The 19,143-nt window shown below is 67.4% G+C and carries 28 protein-coding genes; 11 read left to right on the top strand and 17 right to left on the bottom strand.

All coding sequences use genetic code 11. From position 1 onward, the window contains the following. Positions 1–113: 113 nt before the first annotated feature. From MUG95_RS09420 to yciH, 4 genes are all read left to right on the top strand, one after another. Positions 114–1,073 carry an AAA family ATPase gene (locus tag MUG95_RS09420; protein WP_247005964.1) on the top strand — a complete coding sequence of 320 codons (960 nt, stop codon included), beginning with the start codon at positions 114–116 and terminating at the stop codon, positions 1,071–1,073. Next, positions 1,070–2,056, top strand: coding sequence for a DUF58 domain-containing protein (locus tag MUG95_RS09415; RefSeq protein ID WP_247005962.1), 987 nt, complete (start codon positions 1,070–1,072; stop codon positions 2,054–2,056). Before MUG95_RS09420 ends, MUG95_RS09415 begins: the two co-directional genes overlap by 4 nt. Beyond that, on the top strand, positions 2,053–4,203 hold the full coding sequence (locus MUG95_RS09410; RefSeq protein WP_247005960.1) for a transglutaminase TgpA family protein: 2,151 nt from the start codon (positions 2,053–2,055) through the stop codon (positions 4,201–4,203). Before MUG95_RS09415 ends, MUG95_RS09410 begins: the two co-directional genes overlap by 4 nt. An 80-nt stretch (positions 4,204–4,283) precedes the next feature. Further along, positions 4,284–4,577 (top strand): stress response translation initiation inhibitor YciH, encoded by a 294-nt coding sequence (gene yciH / locus MUG95_RS09405; RefSeq protein ID WP_247005958.1) that lies wholly within the window; start codon positions 4,284–4,286, stop codon positions 4,575–4,577. 13 nt (positions 4,578–4,590) lie between these two features. Here yciH and MUG95_RS09400 read toward each other — a convergent pair whose 3' ends face one another. From MUG95_RS09400 to MUG95_RS09390, 3 genes are read right to left on the bottom strand one after another with little or no spacing between them, the layout of a single operon-like run. Then, complete coding sequence (locus MUG95_RS09400) at positions 4,591–4,956, bottom strand: rhodanese-like domain-containing protein (protein WP_247005956.1); 366 nt, start codon at positions 4,954–4,956, stop codon at positions 4,591–4,593. After that, on the bottom strand, positions 4,956–5,552 hold the full coding sequence (locus tag MUG95_RS09395) for an NUDIX hydrolase (RefSeq protein ID WP_247005954.1): 597 nt from the start codon (positions 5,550–5,552) through the stop codon (positions 4,956–4,958). Before MUG95_RS09395 ends, MUG95_RS09400 begins: the two co-directional genes overlap by 1 nt. Continuing rightward, entirely contained in the window at positions 5,549–5,947 is a 399-nt protein-coding gene (locus tag MUG95_RS09390) for a hypothetical protein (RefSeq protein WP_247005952.1), read from the bottom strand. The genes MUG95_RS09395 and MUG95_RS09390 overlap by 4 nt, the downstream gene beginning before the upstream one ends. Positions 5,948–6,038: 91 nt before the next feature. Here MUG95_RS09390 and MUG95_RS09385 point away from each other — a divergent pair, with 91 nt between their 5' ends. After that, the gene (locus MUG95_RS09385; protein ID WP_247005949.1) at positions 6,039–6,230 is read left to right on the top strand and encodes a hypothetical protein; all 192 of its coding nucleotides are present in this window, start codon (positions 6,039–6,041) and stop codon (positions 6,228–6,230) included. On the opposite strand, the gene MUG95_RS09380 is transcribed toward MUG95_RS09385, so the two are convergent. The 4 genes from MUG95_RS09380 to engB are packed head-to-tail and all read right to left on the bottom strand — an operon-like array spanning position 6,231 to position 8,295. Beyond that, complete coding sequence (locus MUG95_RS09380) at positions 6,231–6,656, bottom strand: DUF5809 family protein (protein WP_247005948.1); 426 nt, start codon at positions 6,654–6,656, stop codon at positions 6,231–6,233. 24 nt (positions 6,657–6,680) lie between these two features. Beyond that, positions 6,681–7,112 (bottom strand): DUF5810 domain-containing protein, encoded by a 432-nt coding sequence (locus MUG95_RS09375; RefSeq protein WP_247005946.1) that lies wholly within the window; start codon positions 7,110–7,112, stop codon positions 6,681–6,683. 27 nt (positions 7,113–7,139) lie between these two features. Next, a complete protein-coding gene (gene rimI / locus MUG95_RS09370) occupies positions 7,140–7,628 on the bottom strand; it encodes a ribosomal protein S18-alanine N-acetyltransferase (RefSeq protein ID WP_247005944.1) in 489 nt (162 codons plus the stop codon). A gap of 49 nt (positions 7,629–7,677) precedes the next feature. Continuing rightward, positions 7,678–8,295, bottom strand: coding sequence for a GTP-binding protein EngB (gene engB, locus MUG95_RS09365; protein ID WP_247005942.1), 618 nt, complete (start codon positions 8,293–8,295; stop codon positions 7,678–7,680). An 81-nt stretch (positions 8,296–8,376) separates the two neighbouring features. Between engB and MUG95_RS09360 the strand changes: the two genes are divergently transcribed. Further along, positions 8,377–9,666, top strand: coding sequence for a TIGR00341 family protein (locus tag MUG95_RS09360; RefSeq protein WP_247005941.1), 1,290 nt, complete (start codon positions 8,377–8,379; stop codon positions 9,664–9,666). Positions 9,667–9,670: 4 nt separating this feature from the next. Here the strand turns inward: MUG95_RS09360 and MUG95_RS09355 are convergent, their stop codons facing one another. Then, entirely contained in the window at positions 9,671–10,633 is a 963-nt protein-coding gene (locus tag MUG95_RS09355; RefSeq protein ID WP_247005935.1) for an NOG1 family protein, read from the bottom strand. A gap of 116 nt (positions 10,634–10,749) precedes the next feature. Between MUG95_RS09355 and MUG95_RS09350 the strand changes: the two genes are divergently transcribed. Further along, positions 10,750–11,109, top strand: coding sequence for a DUF5518 domain-containing protein (locus MUG95_RS09350; RefSeq protein WP_247005933.1), 360 nt, complete (start codon positions 10,750–10,752; stop codon positions 11,107–11,109). Positions 11,110–11,112: 3 nt separating this feature from the next. Here the strand turns inward: MUG95_RS09350 and hisE are convergent, their stop codons facing one another. Genes hisE through pdxT form a run of 3 tightly spaced genes read right to left on the bottom strand, consistent with a single transcriptional unit; the run spans position 11,113 to position 12,517 of the window. Then, the gene (gene hisE, locus MUG95_RS09345) at positions 11,113–11,406 is read right to left on the bottom strand and encodes a phosphoribosyl-ATP diphosphatase (protein WP_247005931.1); all 294 of its coding nucleotides are present in this window, start codon (positions 11,404–11,406) and stop codon (positions 11,113–11,115) included. Next, entirely contained in the window at positions 11,403–11,849 is a 447-nt protein-coding gene (locus MUG95_RS09340) for a bifunctional nuclease family protein (RefSeq protein WP_247005929.1), read from the bottom strand. The genes hisE and MUG95_RS09340 overlap by 4 nt, the downstream gene beginning before the upstream one ends. A 47-nt stretch (positions 11,850–11,896) precedes the next feature. Beyond that, positions 11,897–12,517 (bottom strand): pyridoxal 5'-phosphate synthase glutaminase subunit PdxT, encoded by a 621-nt coding sequence (gene pdxT / locus MUG95_RS09335; protein ID WP_247005927.1) that lies wholly within the window; start codon positions 12,515–12,517, stop codon positions 11,897–11,899. A 106-nt stretch (positions 12,518–12,623) separates the two neighbouring features. Between pdxT and MUG95_RS09330 the strand changes: the two genes are divergently transcribed. Then, positions 12,624–13,649, top strand: a complete 1,026-nt coding sequence (locus MUG95_RS09330; RefSeq protein ID WP_247005925.1) for a PrsW family intramembrane metalloprotease — start codon at positions 12,624–12,626, stop codon at positions 13,647–13,649. Here MUG95_RS09330 and MUG95_RS09325 read toward each other — a convergent pair whose 3' ends face one another. Further along, positions 13,650–14,324, bottom strand: coding sequence for a riboflavin synthase (locus MUG95_RS09325; protein ID WP_247005923.1), 675 nt, complete (start codon positions 14,322–14,324; stop codon positions 13,650–13,652). Positions 14,325–14,359: 35 nt separating this feature from the next. Beyond that, positions 14,360–14,734, bottom strand: a complete 375-nt coding sequence (locus MUG95_RS09320) for a hypothetical protein (protein ID WP_247005921.1) — start codon at positions 14,732–14,734, stop codon at positions 14,360–14,362. A gap of 83 nt (positions 14,735–14,817) precedes the next feature. Between MUG95_RS09320 and MUG95_RS09315 the strand changes: the two genes are divergently transcribed. Beyond that, positions 14,818–15,060 (top strand): DUF7533 family protein, encoded by a 243-nt coding sequence (locus MUG95_RS09315; protein WP_247005919.1) that lies wholly within the window; start codon positions 14,818–14,820, stop codon positions 15,058–15,060. Between the two features lie 27 nt (positions 15,061–15,087). On the opposite strand, the gene MUG95_RS09310 is transcribed toward MUG95_RS09315, so the two are convergent. The 3 genes from MUG95_RS09310 to MUG95_RS09300 form a co-directional block, all read right to left on the bottom strand. Further along, on the bottom strand, positions 15,088–16,929 hold the full coding sequence (locus MUG95_RS09310; RefSeq protein ID WP_247005917.1) for a UvrD-helicase domain-containing protein: 1,842 nt from the start codon (positions 16,927–16,929) through the stop codon (positions 15,088–15,090). Between the two features lie 49 nt (positions 16,930–16,978). After that, positions 16,979–17,281, bottom strand: coding sequence for a DUF7521 family protein (locus MUG95_RS09305; protein ID WP_247005915.1), 303 nt, complete (start codon positions 17,279–17,281; stop codon positions 16,979–16,981). An 88-nt stretch (positions 17,282–17,369) separates the two neighbouring features. Then, the gene (locus MUG95_RS09300; protein ID WP_247005910.1) at positions 17,370–17,723 is read right to left on the bottom strand and encodes an ArsR/SmtB family transcription factor; all 354 of its coding nucleotides are present in this window, start codon (positions 17,721–17,723) and stop codon (positions 17,370–17,372) included. Between the two features lie 233 nt (positions 17,724–17,956). On the opposite strand from MUG95_RS09300, the gene MUG95_RS09295 reads away from it, so the two are divergent. Continuing rightward, on the top strand, positions 17,957–18,421 hold the full coding sequence (locus MUG95_RS09295) for a helix-turn-helix domain-containing protein (RefSeq protein ID WP_247005909.1): 465 nt from the start codon (positions 17,957–17,959) through the stop codon (positions 18,419–18,421). Between the two features lie 115 nt (positions 18,422–18,536). On the opposite strand, the gene MUG95_RS09290 is transcribed toward MUG95_RS09295, so the two are convergent. Then, on the bottom strand, positions 18,537–18,716 hold the full coding sequence (locus MUG95_RS09290; RefSeq protein ID WP_247005907.1) for an HVO_0416 family zinc finger protein: 180 nt from the start codon (positions 18,714–18,716) through the stop codon (positions 18,537–18,539). Positions 18,717–18,822: 106 nt separating this feature from the next. Here MUG95_RS09290 and MUG95_RS09285 point away from each other — a divergent pair, with 106 nt between their 5' ends. Beyond that, positions 18,823–19,143 (top strand): rhodanese-like domain-containing protein, encoded by a 321-nt coding sequence (locus tag MUG95_RS09285; RefSeq protein WP_247005905.1) that lies wholly within the window; start codon positions 18,823–18,825, stop codon positions 19,141–19,143.

Below are 19,143 nucleotides of genomic sequence, written 5' to 3'. Positions count from 1 at the left end.
ATCTCCGGTGGTGGGGTGGTCCGGGACGCGCTAGCCGGACGGACAGAGACGGGACAAGACACTTGTTGGAGGGACTGCCGTACACGGGTATCCGCCCTCCCCGGACGCGAGACATGACAGATACAGATACATCCGTAACCGGACAGGACCACGACGGTGTCGAGGCGGCGGGTGCGTTGGCCCGCCGGGTCGTCGAGAACGTAGAGCGAGTCATCGTCGGCCACCGCGACGAAATTGCCCACATCCTCACCGCAGTACTCGGCCGTGGCCACGTCTTACTGGAGGACGTGCCCGGCGTCGGAAAGACGATGCTCGCGCGCTCCGTCGCCGCCTCCTTCGACGGGTCGTTCAAGCGCGTCCAGTTCACACCGGACCTGTTGCCCGCCGACATCACCGGCGTCAACGTGTTCAACCAGAAGACGGGGGAGTTCGACTTTCGCCCGGGGCCGGTGTTCGCGAACGTCGTCCTCGGCGACGAAATCAACCGCGCGCCGCCCAAGACCCAGAGCGCGCTCTTGGAGGCGATGGAGGAAGAGCAAGTGACCGTCGACGGCGAGACACACACCGTTCCGTCGCCGTTCACCGTCGTCGCCACGCAGAACACCGTCGAACGCGACCGGACCTACGAGTTACCGATGGCCGAACTCGACCGGTTCATGAAGAAACTCCATCTGGGGTACCCCGACGCCGACGACGAGGCGGCGATGCTCGACAGAATCGTCGGCCAGCATCCGGTCGACGACCTCACGCCGGTTGCGACGGTCGAGGACCTCCGGGACGCCCGAGACGCCGTCTCGACCGTCACCGTCGAGGAACCCATCCGTGAGTACGTGACGCGGTTGGCACGGTACACCCGCGAGGAGGCACAGCTCGGCGTCAGCCCGCGCGGCTCTATCGCCCTCCTGCGTGCCGCACAGGCCCGCGCAGTCCTCTCCGGGCGGAGCTACGTCGTCCCGGACGACGTACAGACCGAAGCCACCGTGGTCATGCCACACCGTATCAGGACCGGCCGCGACGGGCAGTCCGGGACGGAGGTAGTCGCGGCTGCCCTCGACACCGTCAGCGTGGAATGAGACCGACCGTCCGCGGCGTCGCCGTCGCCTTCGTCGCCGGCATCGCCATCGGCATGGCCGCGACATCGGGTGCCCGTGCCCTGAACGCCGTCGCCGCGCCCGCCATCGTCGCGCTCGTCGCCGGTGCGGGCCAACTCGTCCTCGCCGAGACACCGACCGTCGAGCGAACCGACCCGGACCCCGGCTTCCCCGGCGAGACGCGGACCGTCGAGTTTACCGTCGAGGGCGACACACTCGCGCGGATTGACGACGGCGTTCCGGCAGGCGTCACCACCGCCGACCACGGGCGGCGGGTGTCACTCCCGGCCACGGTTGCGTACGACGTGGACCTCACGGAGCGTGGCGCGTGGACGGTCGGGCCGCCGACAGTGACCCTCACCGACGTGCTCGGCCTGTTCGTCCGGCGGACGCGGCCCGACGCGACGGCGACCCTCGTCGTGTACCCGCCGGTTCGCCCGCTCCGGCAGGACGGTGCCATCGCGGCACTGTTCGACCGGAGTCGGGTCGCCGAACGCCAGACGTTCGACAGCATCCGCGAGTACGCGCCGGGCGACCCGCTCAGGGACGTCCACTGGAAATCGAGCGCGAAGCGGGACGCGTCGGACCTCGTGGTCAAGCAGTTCGTCGGCGAGCGAGCGGACAGCGACTTCCACCTGACCGCGAGTGCCGAATCGGGGTACAGTAACGCGATGGCCTCAGCCGCCGCGAGCGTCGCCGACGCCGCGTTGTCGGCGGGACTCGCCGTCGGCCTGACCTGCCCAGCGGGCGAACTGGCGGCCGACCGGGGCGAGCGACACCGTCACCGACTGCTCGAACTGCTCGCACGCACCGGCGACGGCGACCCGGGCGACCACGCCGCGGAGCGTGCCGACGCGACGGTCCACGCCGGGGCGACCGGTGTGACGGCTACCTTCGAGGGCAAACAGCACGTCCTCGCGGTCCCGGCGGACGGGGCAGAGACGGCCGAGGAGGTGCGCGGATGAGCGGGGCCACCGGACGTGGACGTGTCGGACGCCACGCCCGGCGCGTCGGCGAGTGGGCACTCGGCCCGCGGCCGCTCGCGCTGCTGTCGGCCGCCGTCCTCGTCGGGTCGGTGGTGACAGTCCTCTACGACATCGTCGGCGTCGTCGGCGACCCGAGTAACCTGCTGGTCGTCGTCGCCGTCACGCTCGCGGGTGCGACGGTGCTCTCCCGCGTTCTCCGGGGCCGGACGGCGATAGTCGTCGCGCTCGCCGTCCTGCTCGGCGGTCTCGGGTTGTACCTGTCCGCGCTGGACATCGACGTGGCCGCGGCCTACGGGCAGATTCTCGACGACGTGGTCGGCTTGCTGACCGGGCTGTCCGTCCTCCGACTCCAGCGCGTCGACCTGTGGGCACTGGCCTACGCACCCGCGCCGGTGTTCCTGACGTGGTACCTCGCCCTCCGGCGTCAGTACGGCGCGGCCGCCGCGACCGGCGGCACTGGGCTCGGCTTCTTCGTGTTGACCGGCGACGTGGGGACGACGGTGACGCTGTTCGCCGTCCTCGGGGCCGTCGGGACGGCCGGGTTCGGCCGCCTCGACCGGTTTTCGAGCGGGAGTCTGTCCGTCGAGACGCTGGTGGTGGTGCTCGCGGCGATAGTCCTGCTCACGACGACGGTGAGCGTCGTCCCCGGCGGAACCGCCGAGCCGGTGCAGTTGCTCGGCGGCGACGCCGACGGCGAGACACTCGAGGGGAGTCTCGTCAGTGCCGACCAGCGCGTCTCCATCCAGGGAGCTATCGAGCTCTCACCGGAGTTGCGGTTTACCGTCGAGAGCAACCGCGAGAGCTACTGGCGGGCCGCGGCGTACGACCGGTACACGGGCGGTGGGTGGGTCCGAACCGGGTCGGAGGCGAGATACGAGGGACCACTGTCGGGGCCACTGGGGCGGAGTCGGACCATCTCACAGCGGTACACCGTCGAAGCACCGGTGGACGTCATGCCCGCGGCGTGGCGGCCGGTCCGCGTCTCCGGGACGGACAACACGCTGGTGACCGAGGCCCGCGACCTGCGACCGGCCGAACCGTTCACCGGCGGAGAGACTTACGAAGTCGAGAGCCAGCGGCCCGTCGCACGGCCGGCGGCCCTCGCGACCGCCGGGACCGACTACCCAGAGGAGATTGCGGCCACGTACACACAACTCCCCGAGTCGACGCCCGACCGAGTGCGGGAGCGTACCGACCGCATCACGGCGAACGCGGACACGCCCTACGAGACTGCGCGGGTCGTCGAGCGGTGGCTCGAGAACAACCGGCGGTACTCGCTCGACATCGAACGGCCGTCCGGGGACGTGGCCGACGCCTTCCTGTTCGAGATGGAGGCGGGCTACTGCACGTACTACGCGACGACGATGGTGACGATGCTACGCTCACAGGGGATTCCCGCCCGGTTCGTCGTCGGCTACACGTCCGGCGAACAGGTCGGCGACGGCGAGTGGGAGGTCCGGGGCCTCGACTCACACGCGTGGGTCGAGGTGTACTTCCCCGACACCGGGTGGGTCCGGTTCGACCCGACGCCGGGCGGTCCACGCGAAGCGGCCGAACAGGCACGGCTCGGACAGACCAACGGCACCGACCCCGCGAACGCGACGGCGACGCCACCGCCGCTCGGGAACCAGACCGCGAGACAACCGGACGACACGAACGCGACGGTCACCGAGACGCCGGACGGGCAGGCCGGGGGGACAGTCGCCCCGCCGGGCGGAGCGAGCGGCGGCGACGGACTGCCCCTCCCGTCACGGGGGCAACTGGCTCTCGGGGCCGTCGTCCTCGCCGGCTTGGTGGCGGGGGCGCGACGGACCGGGTTGACCGACCGGGCCTACCGCGCACTGTGGCTCCGGTACCAACCGCGAGCGGACCCGGCGACCGACATCGAGCGAGCGTTCGCGCGGTTGGAGACTGTGCTCGCCAGCGAGCACCGACCGCGTCGTCCCGGCGAGACACCGCGCCAGTACGTCGCCGCAATCGACGCGGACGAGACGGTACAGGCGGTGTACGAGGCGCGCGAGCGAGCGCGGTACGCCGGGGAGGTGTCTCGGTCGACGGCCGACGAGGCCGTCGAGACTGTCGACGCCATCGTCGCCGAGCGAGGGTGGTTCAGTTTCGGTCGCTGACCGGTACGAGAGGGGTTTTCGGCCGGATGCGGGGTTTCCCGACAGTGTTTAATAGGTTGATTTCGTAGACCCGACTCGTAATGTCGGAAGTCTGCTCGACGTGCGGGCTGCCCGAGGAGCTCTGCGTCTGTGAGGACGTTGCTAAGGAGTCCCAGGAGATCAGCATCCGCATCGACGAGCGCAGGTACGGCAAAGAGGTAACGGTTATCGAAGGCTTCGACCCGAGCGACGTGGACATGGACAGCCTGTCGTCGGATCTGAAATCGAAGTTCGCCTGCGGCGGAACCGTCGAGGACGGCTCCATCGAGCTTCAGGGCAACCACACCGGGCGCGTCGAGGATTTCCTCCGCGAGAAGGGTTTCAACGTCGCCTGACCAGTCGTCTCTTCTAGAACGGTGCTGTGTCGTCGCCGGCTTCGTCGGACGAGCGACTGCTCTCGCCAGTCTCCACTTGCCCGTCCCACGCCGTGAGCCCGCCAGCGAGGCTCTCGACCCGTGCGTCGTCGATGCCTTCGTAGGATAGAATGATGTTCGCCGCCCGGACGCTGTCGTGGCCGTGGGGACAGACCGTGACGACGTGGTCGGCCCCGGCGAGGTCGGCGACACCGGTTGTCAGTTGCGGGAACGGGATGTTCTCGCTCCCGGGGATGTGCCCGCGGCGGAAGGCAGTCGGGGAGCGGATGTCGACGATGCGGACCGGTTCGTCGTCGTCGAGCACGGACTGGAGTTCGGTGACGGAGATTTCCGCGACCATCAGAGCAGTCCCTCCGCTTTGGCCAGCAGAACGCCCTCGATGGTGGCGTCGTTGGCGGGCCTGCGACGGGCCACGTCCAGCGCGTCGTCGACGGGAACGGTCGTCACCGTGAGGAACTCGTTGTCGTCTAAGTCGGCGTCGACGGGTTCGAGGCCCTCCGCGAAGACGATGCCCCGGCGGTGGCGCAGGACGCCGGTCGAACACCAGAACTCCTCCAGCAGGGAGACGCCGGCAGCCTCGAAGCCGGTCTCCTCGCGGAGTTCCCGTGCTCCGGCCTCGGTGTAGGACTCGCCGTCCTCGACGATACCGGCCGGGAGTTCCAAGCACTGTTCGCGGATGGTCGGGCGGTACTGGTCGACCATGACGAGGTGCTTTCCGTCCGGTCCGTCGGCGAGGGCGACGACGACGGCGGCGGCGGGCAGGTCCGCCCAGTAGTAGTCCTTCTCGGAGCCGTCGGGTTGTTCGACCCGGTCGTAGCCGCCGGTGTACCAGCCAGTCTCGTACTCGGCCTCGGAGGCGAGGACGGTCCAGTCCTCGTCGGGCGGGCGTTCCGGGTGCCGGTCGGGGTCGTACTCCCTGATGGAGTCGTCGGTCATGGTTGCTGTGTCACCGCCAGTCTGTAAAGCGTGCCGTTCTGTCGGACGAACACCCCGTCGCCGTCGACGGCACTCACGTTGCGTGCCCTGACGGCGTCCACCTCGTCGAACGGCGAGTGGGTGAACGCACCCTTGAACCCGAACGGCCCGCGGTAGTAGGCATCCGACCGCCCGGCCCGGTTCGGGGCCGCGTCGGCGAGTGCCGCGCTCGCGTACGGGTAGCGGTCCGTGGTGACCAGCGAGGCGTCGACTGCCGTGTGGTTCCCGTCGGCCGGCGTCGCTGTCAGGTAGTACGGGTCGCCGGTCTGGAGGTAACTCGGAAGGGCACCCAGCGCGAGCAACAGCGCGAGGGCGACGAGGAGCGCGAACGTCACCCGGCGCGTTATCTGTCGCATACCTGCAGTACGGGGGTCACACCCTTGACCGCGTCGGAGTCCGGGCGGCTCCAGCGGGACTGTTAATACCCACGGAGGCGACGGTCGGCGTATGCCCGGCCGTGCCTCAGATTCGAGCGTCCTCCAGTATCTCGGCGCGCTCGTCGCCGTCGTCGCCGTCGTCGGGTACGTCGGCTTTGGCTGGCGGTTCGAGTCGGCCGACGGACCGCTCCCGGTCGCCATCGCGGCAGTCTGTGTCGCCGTCGCGCTGGGCTACACGCTCCTCCGGCGACGAACCGAGTGACTACACGTCCGTGACGACGCGCCGGTAGATGCTGCCGAACGCCTGCCGCCGGAGCGTGCCGACGGCCGCGGTCTCGCGCTCGTGGAACGTGGCGGCGACCACGGTGTCGGCGAAGGGTGCGGCGTGCCAGACCACCCGGTCGACGTTCTCGTTGCCGATGACCTCACGCTCGTAGTCGGGGTTGTCCGCACACCACGTCTCGAACTCCTCGCGGGACCCGACGGTGACTTCGAGCAACGACGCGAAGATGGCCTCCCGGGCCGTCTCGACGACGGCCGACGTGACGCGCTCGTCGTACTCCGCGCTGTCGAAGTCCATCGCCTTCGTCACCTCACGGACGGTCGTCTGTGCGGTCGGCCCGACCGCCTCGAACTGTTCGCGCGCACGCTCGGCCGTCTCCGGCGAGAGAAACCCCTCAGTGTGCATGGTCGTCGGTGGGTCGGCCAGCCGTTACTCCGTTTCGGCTTCGTCCGTCCCGTCGTCCGCATCGTCGTCGGCCCCGGCGTCGTCCATCATCTGTCGCGTCATCTCGCGGGCGTCTTCGAGCGTCTGTCTGGCCTGTGCGTCCAGTTCGGCGTCGCGAGCCGTGTGTTCGCGGGCACCGTCGGGGAGGTCGGCGTCGTGGCCCGCCGTGTGGTGGTCGTGGCCGTCACCGGGCGGGTTGGCGGTGTCCTCGAACACCTGCGGGAACTCGACCTCCTCCGCGTGGTCGGTGACGACGGGTGCGAGGGCGGCGGCGTCGCTCTCGTTCCACTCCGGCGCGTGGTCGTCGAGCCAGTCCTCGTGGGCGTCGTCGCCGAGCATGGCGGTGAACGCGAGGTGGTTTGCGAGGTGGTCCGCGTCGGCCTGCGGGTCGCCACACACCGGGCAGGCATATCCCATACCGGAGGGTGGTGTTCCCGACGGAAATCAGTATCGCGCTTCGGTGGGGTCGGTCACCAGCACCAGCGCGTCCTCGCCGTCGTCGTAGTAGCGGGGAACCGTCTTGCGGTGAGTGAACCCGAACTCCTCGTACAGCGACCGGGCCGCGTCGTTGGACTCCCTGACTTCGAGTTTCACCGACCGGGCACCCTCCGCCGCGAGGACGCCGAGGGCACGGTCCAGCAACAGCGACCCGATGCCCGCCCCGCGGTAGTCGGGGTGGACGGCGATGTCCTTGATGTGCCCCAGCGGGCGGCCGTGGTTGGGCATCGAGTCCGCGACGACGTACCCGGCGACGCCCGGCCCGACCTCGGCGACCAGAAAGCCCGGGTCCCCGACGAACCGCTCGAACGCGGCGAAGGGCCACGGCTGTGGGAACGAGGCCTTCTCGATGCGAAAGACCGCGAGCAGGTCGGCGTCGACGGCCTCTCTGACCGTGGGGACTGGCTGACCGGACTCGGACGCGGGCGTCGTCACGGCGGACGCTACGAGACGGGGGCACTAAGCCCTTTCACCGCTGTGGCCGTCAGAAAAAGCCCAGCAGGTCGTCGCGTTTCTGCTCGTGGAGGTGGTCGCGGACGGCCTCGGTGAGCGCGTCGATGTTCCCCCGCTTCGCGCTGATGGGCGCGATAGTGTCCTGCCACTGTCGCCACGGCGGCGCGAGGCCGAGGCGGTCACACAGCGCGTCCAGTCGTTCGTCCCGGTCGTCCACCTTGTCCATCTTGTTGACGGCGACGACGACGGGAATCCCCAACTCGCGCAGGAAGTGGAACATCTCCACGTCGTGCGGTATCTCGTCCGGGCCGGAGTGACGGTCGATGATGTCGATAACCGCCTTCCCGTCGACGACCAGCACCGCCGCGAGAATCTGCTCGGCGTTGACCTCCAGATACTCCACGATGTTGTCCTTGATTTCCTCCCGCACCTCGTCGGGGACACTCGACATGAAACCGAAGCCGGGGAGGTCCGAGATGACGAAGTCCTCGGCGGTCCAGTCGTAGTGGTTGGGTTGCTGGGTGACGCCGGGCCGCTGACCGGTGTCGAAGGTGTGACCGGTCAGTTCCCGCATCAGCGTCGATTTGCCGACGTTGGAGCGGCCGACGAGGACCACCTCCGCGCTCCGGTCGGGCCGCGAGTCGAACATACTTGCCGTAGCGCGGTCGGCGGGATAAGCGTGACGAGGCGTCCCGTCACGTATTTGCCGCCGCCGTCCGACGGGCGAGTTGTGCGCCTCCTGCAAGTCGCCGTCCCGACGGGCAAGCGCGACACGGTCCTCAAATCACTGGACGGGGAGGGCGTTGACTACGTGGTCACCGACGAGACCAGCGGCCGAGACGTGACGGCGGTCGTGTACGCGCCCCTCCCGACGCCGGCCGTCGAGCCAGTCCTCGAACGGCTACAGGAGGCCGGTATCGACGACTCCTCGTTCACCGTCGTCCTCGACGCGAGTACGGTCGTCTCCCGGCAGTTCGACGAACTCGAAGAACAGTACGCCGAGGACAGAGACGAGGACCGCATCGCCCGGCAGGAACTCTACAGTCGTGCGTCGGACCTCGCGCCGACCACCCGGACGTACGTCGTGATGACGGTCATCAGTGCCATCATCGCGACGGCCGGCCTGTTGCTGGACTCCCCTGCAGTCGTCGTCGGGTCGATGGTCATCGCACCGCTCATCGGCCCGGCGATGGCCGCCAGCGTCGGCACCGTCATCGACGACCAAGAGATGTTCGCCCGCGGCGTGAAACTGCAAGTGGTCGGGATGTCCATCGCAGTCGTCAGTGCCGCCGCCTTCGCGGCGTTCGTGCGCTACCTCCACCTCGTGCCACCGGGCCTCGACATCGTCTCGATTCCCGAGATACGCGAGCGGTTGGCCCCCGATTTCCTCTCGCTCGCCGTCGCCCTCGGCGCGGGCGTGGCGGGCGCGCTCTCGCTGTCCTCGGGCGTCTCGGCGGCTATCGTCGGCGTCATGATAGCCGTCGCGCTCATCCCGCCGGCCGCCACCGTCGGCATCGGCCTCGCGTGGGGCCTCCCGATGGTCAGCCTCGGGTCCGGCGTCCTCGCGTTGGTCAACGGCCTCTCCATCAACCTCGCCGCGCTCCTCGTGCTGTGGTACAACGGCTACCGGCCGGAACACTGGTTCCGGCAGGACGAAGCACGCACCAGCACGCTCAAGCGTGTCGCCGTCCTCGCCGCCGCCATCGCCGTCCTCTCAGTGTTTCTCGGCGGCGTTACGGTCAACTCCTTCCAGAACGCCGCCGTCGAGGAGGACATCCGCGTCGAAGTCGAGGGGGCCGTGGCCGCGACGCCGGACGCGGCACTCTTAGAGACGGACATCGAGTACGACGGCGGTGTCATCCGCCGAACCCCCACGGGCGTCGTCGTCACCGTCGGCGTCCCACCCGGGGAGCGCGTCGGCGGCCTCGCCGACGAGATAGACCGCCGCGTGGACGCGGCCGCCGGGCGCGACATCTCGGCGGAGGTCCGGTACGTCACGACAGAACGAAGCACGGCGTAGCCAGCTATCGGTCGTCGAGTGGCAGTTCGGGTTCGTACCCGACGGCGTCGACGGCCGCGTCCAGCACGCCGTCGACGTTCTCGTCCTCGGTGACGCTCATGTAGTGGTCGGCCTCGACGTCCCGCGAGCGGTCGGCCTTGTTACAGACCGTGAGGACGGGCGCGTCGAAGCGAGCGGCGAGGGCGTCCCGCAGTTCGAGTTGCACGTCGAGCGGGTACCCACACTCGCCGCTGGCGTCGACCAACACGAGGACGGCGTCGGCGAGGTGTTCGAGCGCGCTGACGGCTTGGGACTCGATTTCGTTGCGGTCCTCCGGGGGCCTGTCGAGCAGCCCCGGCGTGTCCACCAACTGGTAGCGGATGTGGTCGCGCTCGATGTGGCCCACCCGGATTTCCGTCGTCGTGAACGGGTACGAAGCCGTCTCGTTGCGCGCGTTCGTGACCTCGTTCACGAACGAGGACTTGCCGACGTTCGGGTAGCCCGCGACGACGATAGTGGGTTCGTCGGGCCGGATGTCCGGCAGGCTACGGAGGTCGTTTCTGGCCGCGCCGACCGCTTCGAGGTCGGCTTCGACTTCCTCGACCACGTCCGCGAACCGGGCGAACGCCTGTTTGCGGAGTTTCTTCGCGCCCTCGGCGTCGACGCCGCGGAAACGGGCCTGGTACTCGTCGCGAATCTCGCTGGTCTTGCGCGAGGCCCACCCGATTTCCGAGAGGTGCTGGCGCAGTTCGTCGACACCGACGACGGCGTCGACGAGTTCGCGGTAGAACGGGTCGAGTTCGTCGAAGTCGGGCCACGACGTCACGACGTTCTCGAGGTTGTCCGAGAGGACGTTCGCCGCCGTCTGGAGCATCGACTGCTGGGCCTCGAACCCGGATTTCGCTCGCCCCGACCGGGCCGCCCGGGAGAAGGCTTGGTCGATTAGCTCCGCCGACGTCGGCGTGGTCGGCAGGTCCTCGAGAATCATGTGCCAGCGGTAACACAGCCGCACATAAAAGCACACGCTTTGGCCCTCGGCCCGACTCCGGCCGGCGATTCGGCCCCACCGATAGCCATTTGCGCCGGGCCGTGGTAGCACCGGGTATGACCAACTGGCGCGCAGTTCTCGTGGGCTTTGGCGTCGAAGTCGTCGTGGGCATCTTCGCGTTCGCCATCCCCGTCATCGGCCACGCCGCGGCGGGGTTCCTCGGCGGCGTCGTCGCCGGCTACATGGCCGACGGTGGCCTCGGGCGCGGCGCGTGGCACGGCCTGCTGGCCGGCGCGCTCGGTGGCATCGTCCTCGCACTCCTGTTCGGCCTCGTCGTCACTCTCGTCGGCTCTGTCGGCCTCGGCCCCGTCGGTGGCCTCCTCGGTGCCGGTGCCGTCGTCGTCGGCCTGTTCGTCGCGCTCGCGCTCGCCATCGACTCTGCCATCGGCGGCGTCGTCGGCGCGCTCGTCGCCTGAGACCTACCGCCGGTCCCGCAACTCCGCCCGCAAGTCCGCCACGTCCATCCCCTTCATCGAGAGCAAGACGAGCATGTGATAGACGATGTCGGCAGCCTCGTGGGCGATTTCTTCGTGGTCGTCGTCTTTCGCAGCCAGCAGGAGTTCCGTCGTCTCCTCGCCGAGTTTCTCCAGCACCGCGTTCTCCCCTTTCTCGTGGGTGAACAGCGACGCGGTGTAGGAGTCCTCCGGCAGCGTCTCCTTGCGGTCCTCGACGACGGCGAACAGTTCGTCGAGTACCTCGTCGGTGTCGCTCATCCGCCCATCGCCTCCCGGATGTCGTCCAAGTCGTCGAACTCTTCGGGGTCGCGGCGGCCGTCCTCGAAGACAGCTTCTGCGACTTCGATGGGGGCGTTCGTGCGGGCCGCGAGCGCGAGTGAGTCGCTCGGGCGCGCGTCGACGACGAGTTCCTCGCGGGGGCTGTCGATGTGGAGGTCCGCGATGTAGGTGCCGTCCTCGACGGCCGAGACGACGACGCGGGTGACGCGCCCGCCCAGTTCTTCCACGATGTCGAGCGTGAGGTCGTGGGTCAGCGGGCGGCCGATGCCGTCGGCGTCGAGGCCGCGGGCGATACTGACTGCCTCGTCGAACCCGACGAAGATGGGGAGTACGTCGTCCTCCTCGGGGGTAGCGAGGAGAACGACGGGGACGGGGCCGGTCGGCGTTCCGGCGACCCGCACGGCCTCGATAGTAGCATCCATACCCACAGTCACGGCGACGCGGGGCAAAAACCCTCCCGACTTCCGGGTCAGGCGGGCGTGCGGTCGAAGAAGGCGAGACGGTGGAGACGCGCGTCGTCCGTGAGTTCGGGGTGGAACGACGTGCCGACGACGGGGCCATCCCTGACGGCGACGGGGCGGCCGTCCCACTCCGCGAGTACTTCGACGCCGTCGGCGTCCGTGCGTGAGTCGTCGCCGTCACCGACCTCACCGATGAGGGGTGCGCGGATGAACACGGCGTGGAACGGGTCGTCGAGACCCGCGACGGAGAGCGGTGCCTCGAAACTGTCCTTCTGTCGGCCGAAGGCGTTGCGTTCGACGGTCACGTCGAGGATGTCGAGCGTGTCCACGCGTTCGTCGTTCGCGTCCGTCGAGGCGACGATGAGACCGGCGCACGTAGCCAGAACTGGCTTCCCGGCGGCGACGTGGTCGCGGATTTCCGCGTCGATACCCTCGCGTTCGAGGAGTCGCGAGATGGTCGTGGACTCGCCGCCGGGCAACAGGAGGATGTCACAGTCGGGGACCAGTCCAGACGTGCGGATTTCGACCACTTCGGCCGTCTCGCCGTGGGCCTCGGCCGCACGGCGGACGGCGGCGGCGTGTTCGCTCACGTCGCCTTGGACCGCGACGACGCCTGCTTTGACGGTCATTACCCAGTGTATGGGCGGCACGTCAAAAACCGCTCCGCTTCCGGCGTGGGTCGCGTCGGAACAGGCCGACCAAAGCGTTAGGTGCGCGCCCCCCGTCCGGCGAACCATGGGCGAGCGACGGGACCCGGTCGAGGCCCGAGACGACGGGACGATGGACCTCTACGAGATATCCCAGTGGGAAGTCCGGTCACGGCTCGACCGATTCTCCGTCTGGCTCTACGGGACCGCCGTCGCCGCAGTTCGGTTGTTCGTGGTCGGCCTCGCCGTCCTCATCCTCGTCGGCCAGTTCGCGCTCGGCGGCCTCGGCCTCGTGACGGACCCCGTCGTCGGGGCGTTCGTCGTCCTCTCGGCAGTCCCGGCGGGCTTGCTCGCCGCGTACCTCTGGTACGCCGACGTAACGACGTCCGAACCGCTGGAACTGCTCGTCGCGACGTTCCTACTCGGCGTCCTCTTCGCCAGTTTCGCGGGCATCCTCAACACCGAGTTGGGACCGTACGTCGCCGGTATCGGCTCCGGGTTCGGGGCCGTCCCGATTTTCGGGGCCTTCGCGCTCTTTTTCCTCGTCGTCGGCCCCGTCGAAGAGGCAGTGAAACTGCTCGCGGTCCGCCTGCACGCCTACCGCTCGCCGTCGTTCGACGCCGTCATCGACGGCGCGGTGTACGGCGCGGTCGCTGGCCTCGGCTTCGCGACCATCGAGAACGCGCTGTACATCACCCGCTCCATCGAGGGCGCGGCACAGATGGTCGGGGTGGTCACCGCGGGCAGCGACATCGCCGCCGTCCGCGCGCTCGCCGGGCCAGGCCACGTCATCTACTCGGCGTTCGCGGGCTACTACCTCGGGTTGGCGAAGTTCAACCGCGACCACGCCGGCCCGCTGGTCGTGAAGGGTATCATCGTCGCCGCCGCCGTCCACGGAACGTACAACGTCTCGGCGACGGTACTGGTTCCGGGCATCACCGAACTGTTCGCCGTGGGCGAGTTCGTCGCGTTCCTCGGGTTCGTCGTCCTCTACGACGGACTGTTCGGCTATCTCCTGCTCCGAAAGCTCGCGAAGTACAACGCCGCCTATCGGCAGGTCAACCATCCGAACGGCGGCGAGGCGATACAGCCCGACCGGACGGAGTTCGAGTGACTACTCCCGGTCTGCGTAGGGCGTCTGACTCGCCGTCACGTCCTCGCCGGCGGTGAGCAGTCGTTCGACGTACTTGGCCACCACGTCGACTTCGAGGTGGACCGGGTCACCGACCGACTTCGCCGAGAGCGTCGTGAGGTCGTAGGTGGCCGGGATGATGGCCACACCGAAGTCGTCGGCCCCGCGGTCCGCGACGGTGAGACTGATACCGTCGACGGTCACCGATCCCTTCTCGACGAGGTACCGGCCGAGTCCGTCCGGGACCGAGAACCGGAACTCCCAGTCGTCCCCCAGTTGCTCCACGGCAGTCACTTCCGCCGTCCCGTCGACGTGACCCTGCACGATGTGGCCGTCGAGTCGCCCGTCGGCGGGCAGTGCGCGCTCGACGTTCACACTGTCCCCGACGCCCAACTCGCCGAGATACGTCCGTTCGAGGGTCTCTCGGGAGAGAAAGAGGTCGAACCAGTTCCCGGGAGACTCCGTCTCCCGACGTGCCGAGTCGTCGGACTCGGCACCCGTCCCGAACTCCTCGACGGTCAGACAGGCACCGCTGATGGCGATGCTCTGCCCGTGGTGTAGGCCGTCGAGGGCGGCCTGTACGCGGACCCGCCGCCCACCCTCGTCGTCGGTCACGTCGACGATTTCACCTGTCTCCTCGACGATGCCAGTGAACATACCCGGCCTAGGGAGTGTGTGCCTAAACGCGTTGTTCATTCGTCCCCGACGAGGGTGGCCCGGTACTGCTCGCGGGCGGTGATGCCGACCGGGACGGCGAGGAGGGCACACGCCACGCCGAGGAGTCCCCACCGCTCCGGCGGGCCGGTGTTGACCGCCGTCCCGAACACGACCAGTGCCGACAGCCCACAGCCGGCCCAGACGTGCCGGCGGACCATCGCCTCGTCGTCGCTCCGCCACGCGAAGTACGCCTGTGGCAGGAGGAGGGTAAAGCCCGGAAACACGAGCAAGCCGACGAGCAACTCGCCGAACGGCAACGACGCCGAGATGCCGAGGGCGGCGTCGGCCACGACGACGAACAGGGCAGCCAGAAACGAACTGAGTATCGTGCGGTTCGCGGGGGAGACCATACCGGCCTCTCGGCGCGGGTGGTTGTCAGCGTTGCGGGGCGGTCGAACTGTTTTTGCCCGCAGACCGCAAACGCCCGTCCGAGATGGGTCGTGGTATCCTCGGGAGCGTCGGCTTGCTGGTGACGCTCGTCCTCGCCGCCCACGTGGCGTTCGTCGGCGTCGACTTCCTGCTCCGCGGGGAGACGCTGTTCGGTGCCGGGTTCCTGCTCCTCGCGGGGCTGATGATTGCAGTCGAGGAGTACGTCCTGACGCCCGGCGACCTCCCGGGACTCGTGGCCGGACGGGTCGTCGACGCGGTGGTCAAGGAACCGGACGACGGGGAGTGACGGAGAAAAGACGGCCCGAAACGCGGTCTACTTCACGGCGACGGCGTTCTCGGCTTCGTCGACGAGTTGCTCGATGGATTTCTCGCTCGGTTCGTTCTCCAGCAACACGTCGATTGGGAGCGTGGGCGCGCCGTCGACCAACCCCTCCAACAGGACGAGGCGTTCGCGGGCACGGCTCATCCCGACGTAGAATACGCGGCGTTCGTTGTCGGTCAACGTCGGAACGGGGTCGGTGTGTTTGGTGAACTCGTCGGTCCCGGGTACCTCCCGGTCCTCCTGTTCGACGGTGGCAGCCATCTGCTCGACTACCTTCTCGGTGAGGTCGGTGGCGACGAACACGTGGTCGGCCTCGCGACCCTTCGCGGAGTGGATGGTACCGAGACGCACTCGGTCACGGTCCACGTCGCGGTACTCGCCCGAGAAGTACGCGTCCACGGAGCGTTCTTGGAAGTTGGTGACTTTCCGGAGCATGTCGGCGGCCGAGCGCGGGTCGGGCGCGAACGGAACGTGGTCGCGGACGAACTCGGGGTCGACGAGTATCTCGGCGAGGTCGTCGGTGTCGGCCGCCTCCTGACGCTCGTCGATGGCGTCGAAGAAGTCGTCGCGTTCGCCGGTGCCGAACGCCGAGTCGGCGAGCATGTCCGCCAGCCTGCGGGCCTGCAGGGCGGTGATGGGTTCGTCCTCCGCCATCCCCTCGACGGCGTCGACGTACTGGGTGAGGCGGTCGGTCCACATCCGCTGGTCAGTGAGACACTGGAACGGAATCCCCTCGCCGATGAACTCGTCGATGAACTGGAACATCTGGTACCGGGCGCGGAACAGTATCATGGCCGTCCCGTCGGCGTCCTCCTCGACGGTCGAACGGACGTTGCGGACCAAATCGAGCATCGACGGGCCACGGACGGCCGTGACTCGGCCCCCCTCCTTTCGCGGTTCGAGGTCTTTCTCTTGGCGTTTGTCGATGTGGCTTATCTCCCGGTTGACGACGTTGAGGATGCTGGAGGGCAGGCGATAGGAGTTGGGCAGGACTTCGTCTTCGGTCACGTCCTCGTCGAGCAGGAGGTCCGGGTCGGCACCCTGCCACGCGTAGACGACCTGGTCGTCGTCGCCCGCGATGAGTACCTTCTCCATGTGTGATTTCCACTCCTCGTACACGTCGTACTGGAGTGTCGTGATGTCCTGAAACTCGTCGATGACCAGATAGTCGACGTTCGGGAGCATGGAGCGTTGCTTGACCCGTTCGAGCATGTCGGCGAAGCCGATGAGGTCGTGTTCGCCCTTGTAGGCGCGCCACGCGCGAATCGACTCCGGCACGTCGGTCCGGTCGTCGTCGGTGGGCCACGTCGGCGTGTACTTGTTCCCCGTCTGGGCGTTCTGGTCGATGTCCGGCGGGAGCCGAACCTCCTCCTCGTCCCACTTGAACGGAACGTCGTACCAGTCGGCCACGTCGCGGCGCGTCCGCTGGAGCCACTGGCTGGTGGCGATGACCTTGTTCCCGATGGTCGTCGAGCGCGCGCTCCGGCGGCGCGCGCCCTTGTTCTCGTCCTCGTACTCGATGCCGTACTCCTCACAGAACTCCTCTTTGTCGGACTCGCCCACCACGTCGCCGCGGGAGAGGTTGAGGAGTTCGTAGGCCTTGGCGTGCATCGTGCAGACGTTGCCACGGAGGGCACGGGGCGTCGTGTCGAGTCGGTCGGCCAGTCGTTCGCGTATCTCGGCGGCGGCGGCGCGGGTGTACGAGACGACGAGGATGTCTCGCACGTCGACACCGTCGGCCTGTAGCTCCTCGACTCGGTCCAAGAGAGCCGTCGTCTTCCCACTCCCCGGCCCCCCAAACAGCCGGACTACTTCGGGCGTTGCGTCGGTCATTGAACCATTTATAGGCCTGCTAACTCATAAACGGCGTGGCTTGGCGTCGCTACCGGTACAGCGAGAGGTACAGCATCGTGAAACCGACGATGAACGGAATCGTCTCCGTCATCTGGAGGAACACGAGCGGGAGTTCGTTTCCGCCAGCCTCCGCACCGAGTTGCGTGATGACGTTGGTGACGGCAACGCCCATACTGATGAACGCGAAGCCGATGAAAGCCGTCTGGAGTTTGTCCGAGCGTTTCTTGCGATAGGCTTGGAAACTGATGAGCGTCAGCCCGAGCGTTAGTCCGAAGGTAACGAGCCGCATCAGAATCAAGACTCCGCGGGCGATTGCCACCACCTCGACCATACAGTTGGTTGCTCGTGCGCCCGGTATAAATATAAGCAGTTCGGCCGCGAGTCAGGTCAGTCTGTAAGCAGTTCAGCCACGGGTCGGGTCAGTCGGGATTGAGTTCGTCCCAGAGTTGGCTGAACCGGTCGGGCAGGTTCTCTTCGCGGTAGATGCGGACGCGGTACTCGCCCTCCTCTTCGAGCGAGATGACGGTCGAGTCGAAGTTCGACTCGTATATCTTGTAGTGGTTGCCGTCGTCGGCGACCAGCGTCCGGTCTTTGACGAGTTCGTGTTCTTCGAGTATCTCGATGCGACGGTAGACAGTCGGCAGCGACAGTCCAGTCTCCTCGGCGAGTTCCTTCGCCGACTGCGGCTCGATGCTTATTGCAGCGAGTATCGCACGTGCGTGTTCGTCCCCGATGGTGTCGAGGACTTGTTCGATGCTACGTTCCTCGTCCACTATCGGGACATACTGGCCACCCGCGTAAAAAGATATTGCGTATGGGTTCGCCCCCCTTCAGCCGGTCACCGACCGAGCCTAGCTACATCAAAGGCGGGGTGTTTTCAGCGGCTGAAATCGCCTTTATATACCCGTTTTCGCGGGGAGAAGTTGCGGGATGGGGGTTATGTGTGTCGGGGGCAGAGGGGAAGACGTGGTGCGAGTCCACGTGATGTGTCATGTCCGGAGATAACGTGAGTACGAGTCGGCTGGTGAACACGCTGATACGAGAACTCTCTGCTGGCGGCGACACCGCGTCGCCCGGTGAGCCGGGAGCAGACGAGAGAGAGCCCGAGCAGGTGTTGTCTTCGGTCATGGAGACACTCGCCGTCGAGGAGTCGTTCGCGTTCGACGACGAGATCGTCAAACAGAATCTCGACGAAATATTGGTCGCGCTCATAACGCTTCGGGATGGAACGCACGGAAAGGCACTCATCGACGACCTGTCGCGGCTGTTCGACGCACAACTCAGCCCCGGAACGGTCTACCCGCGACTGCACGACATCGAGAGCGACGGCGTCCTCTCGATGCACGAACTCGTTCGGACCAAAGAGTACTCCGTGGACGACACGACCGACGCGCGCGAGCGCGTCGAGAACGCGATGTACCATCACCTCGCGCTGGGCCTGTTCCTGCACGACTCGCTCGACGACCTGTAGCGGTACGCCCCTCCCCCCATTCTCCCATTCGCGCGACGCTCGAGCGGCTGCTCTCCGTAGACGTACGAGTCAGTCCATCGGCTACGAACGACACGACGACGAAGAGGGGGGGTACCTACTCGTCCGGGACCCACCCACACACCGAGCACTCTGTCGCCGCCGTGTCGTGGAGTCCGCCGCAGTCGGGACACTGGAGTTTGTTGTAGCTCTGGTCCCAGCCGACTGCTTCGGTTTCGTGGCCACGGTTCGAGAGAAACTGGTCGAACATATCGTCGTCGCTCGGTGCTGACGCCATACATGGTATGCTATACCACACCAGCATATAGCTCTTGTGCCACACACGAGCGTCGAGGGGTGCTAGCGATGGGCTTTAGCGACGGAGGGGCCAAGGCAGAGACGAGATGGTCGAGCGGATATCCGACGCGACGCTCCAGGAGAAACTCGCGCGTGGTGACGACGTGCAGGTAGTCGACACGCGGTCGCCGGACGCCTTCGCGGCGGGGCACATCCCCGGCGCGAGGAACCTCCCGTACGCGGAACTCGCGGACCGCATCGACGACATCGAGTGGGCCGAGGAGGTCGTTCTCGTCTGTCAGGAAGGGGAGAGTTCGGTCCAGGCGGGCCGCATCCTCGAATCGTACGAGGGAGTCGACGACGATGCTGTCGTCGCCAGTCTCAGCGGCGGCTACGACGAGTGGGAGTACGACCTCGAAACGGCGTGA

The organism is Halorientalis litorea, from assembly GCF_023028225.1.
GTDB classification, from domain to species: Archaea; Halobacteriota; Halobacteria; order Halobacteriales; family Haloarculaceae; genus Halorientalis; species Halorientalis litorea.
Note: the sequence above shows the minus strand (reverse complement) of the source record. Positions and strands in the feature narration are given on the sequence as shown.

Bases quoted from the DNA above. Each gene is read 5' to 3' on its own strand.
- MUG95_RS09420 (WP_247005964.1), top strand. From the start codon at position 114: ATGACAGATACAGATACATCCGTAACCGGACAGGACCACGACGGTGTC.
- MUG95_RS09415 (WP_247005962.1), top strand. From the start codon at position 1,070: ATGAGACCGACCGTCCGCGGCGTCGCCGTCGCCTTCGTCGCCGGCATC.
- MUG95_RS09410 (WP_247005960.1), top strand. From the start codon at position 2,053: ATGAGCGGGGCCACCGGACGTGGACGTGTCGGACGCCACGCCCGGCGC.
- yciH (WP_247005958.1), top strand. From the start codon at position 4,284: ATGTCGGAAGTCTGCTCGACGTGCGGGCTGCCCGAGGAGCTCTGCGTC.
- MUG95_RS09400 (WP_247005956.1), bottom strand. From the start codon at position 4,956: ATGGTCGCGGAAATCTCCGTCACCGAACTCCAGTCCGTGCTCGACGAC.
- MUG95_RS09395 (WP_247005954.1), bottom strand. From the start codon at position 5,552: ATGACCGACGACTCCATCAGGGAGTACGACCCCGACCGGCACCCGGAA.
- MUG95_RS09390 (WP_247005952.1), bottom strand. From the start codon at position 5,947: ATGCGACAGATAACGCGCCGGGTGACGTTCGCGCTCCTCGTCGCCCTC.
- MUG95_RS09385 (WP_247005949.1), top strand. From the start codon at position 6,039: ATGCCCGGCCGTGCCTCAGATTCGAGCGTCCTCCAGTATCTCGGCGCG.
- MUG95_RS09380 (WP_247005948.1), bottom strand. From the start codon at position 6,656: ATGCACACTGAGGGGTTTCTCTCGCCGGAGACGGCCGAGCGTGCGCGC.
- MUG95_RS09375 (WP_247005946.1), bottom strand. From the start codon at position 7,112: ATGGGATATGCCTGCCCGGTGTGTGGCGACCCGCAGGCCGACGCGGAC.
- engB (WP_247005942.1), bottom strand. From the start codon at position 8,295: ATGTTCGACTCGCGGCCCGACCGGAGCGCGGAGGTGGTCCTCGTCGGC.
- MUG95_RS09355 (WP_247005935.1), bottom strand. From the start codon at position 10,633: ATGATTCTCGAGGACCTGCCGACCACGCCGACGTCGGCGGAGCTAATC.
- MUG95_RS09350 (WP_247005933.1), top strand. From the start codon at position 10,750: ATGACCAACTGGCGCGCAGTTCTCGTGGGCTTTGGCGTCGAAGTCGTC.
- hisE (WP_247005931.1), bottom strand. From the start codon at position 11,406: ATGAGCGACACCGACGAGGTACTCGACGAACTGTTCGCCGTCGTCGAG.
- MUG95_RS09340 (WP_247005929.1), bottom strand. From the start codon at position 11,849: ATGGATGCTACTATCGAGGCCGTGCGGGTCGCCGGAACGCCGACCGGC.
- pdxT (WP_247005927.1), bottom strand. From the start codon at position 12,517: ATGACCGTCAAAGCAGGCGTCGTCGCGGTCCAAGGCGACGTGAGCGAA.
- MUG95_RS09330 (WP_247005925.1), top strand. From the start codon at position 12,624: ATGGGCGAGCGACGGGACCCGGTCGAGGCCCGAGACGACGGGACGATG.
- MUG95_RS09325 (WP_247005923.1), bottom strand. From the start codon at position 14,324: ATGTTCACTGGCATCGTCGAGGAGACAGGTGAAATCGTCGACGTGACC.
- MUG95_RS09320 (WP_247005921.1), bottom strand. From the start codon at position 14,734: ATGGTCTCCCCCGCGAACCGCACGATACTCAGTTCGTTTCTGGCTGCC.
- MUG95_RS09315 (WP_247005919.1), top strand. From the start codon at position 14,818: ATGGGTCGTGGTATCCTCGGGAGCGTCGGCTTGCTGGTGACGCTCGTC.
- MUG95_RS09310 (WP_247005917.1), bottom strand. From the start codon at position 16,929: ATGACCGACGCAACGCCCGAAGTAGTCCGGCTGTTTGGGGGGCCGGGG.
- MUG95_RS09305 (WP_247005915.1), bottom strand. From the start codon at position 17,281: ATGGTCGAGGTGGTGGCAATCGCCCGCGGAGTCTTGATTCTGATGCGG.
- MUG95_RS09290 (WP_247005907.1), bottom strand. From the start codon at position 18,716: ATGGCGTCAGCACCGAGCGACGACGATATGTTCGACCAGTTTCTCTCG.
- MUG95_RS09285 (WP_247005905.1), top strand. From the start codon at position 18,823: ATGGTCGAGCGGATATCCGACGCGACGCTCCAGGAGAAACTCGCGCGT.